A 780-nucleotide genomic window follows, 5' to 3' on the forward strand; every position below is an offset into this window, starting at 1 on the left:
CCATAAATTAACCTGTTTCTGATGTTGGATTGAACATATCAAAATCAGGCAATTACACAATTTAATTTACAGGCTCGACAGGATGGATTTTCCATTACCTCGTCGGTATTGCTTATGCATTGCTGTTGTTAGTTTTCTGGGGTACCCGCTTTGCTGTGCAACCGGGCATTCTCCCTGTCTTCATCATTGGCGTTGTTGTCAGCACTTTTGCAGGCTTAGCCTTGCTGATGCCCGCCATGGGGGGCGGTTTTCTGGGGAGAAAATTACCGAACCAGATGTTGATGATTATCTACATCATCGTCGCCCACATTGTCTTTGCAATTGGCCAGTATGGATTTGCGCTACTTTATTCAATCAGTTGAATATGCGCTTCAGCGTATTGTTTTATCACTGAGGTTAATGTCATTTTCCCAGTCAGAGCTGAATCAGTCGTGCGGAAATACAACACCAACCCTTCAGTCACGGCTCTGACACTTTCCCTATGTACAACATCATCATTTTACGATCGGCAGCTCTGAATATCGCGTTGTATAGCAAGGCGATTCAAAAACCATCTAATACCTCCTGCCCTTTGGCCGTACTGGCGGCTGAGAAATGATTCAGGGACTGCTTACGTCAGGATATTTCACGGGGCATGGCTCGTTTTTTTCCATCCCAAATCCTTGCCACGCGACACCCCGTACTCCGTAAGCGTCCGTCTGATCTTACAACTAGCCACATCTCCCGGTAGCAATTTCCCATCCGGTTTGTATTTCGCTTAATCGTCGTAAGCCGCGCCAG

The 780-nt window shown here is 46.4% G+C and carries 1 protein-coding gene; it reads left to right on the forward strand.

Annotation, left to right across the window (positions count from 1 at the left end):
• The first annotated feature begins 86 nt into the window (after positions 1-86).
• A complete protein-coding gene (locus FCN80_RS26175) occupies positions 87-362 on the forward strand; it encodes a DUF2938 family protein (RefSeq protein ID WP_306767946.1) in 276 nt (91 codons plus the stop codon).
• The last annotated feature ends 418 nt before the right edge of the window (positions 363-780 follow it).

The organism is Martelella alba (assembly GCF_005217455.1).
In the GTDB taxonomy this organism is placed as follows: domain Bacteria; phylum Pseudomonadota; class Gammaproteobacteria; order Enterobacterales; family Enterobacteriaceae; genus Acerihabitans.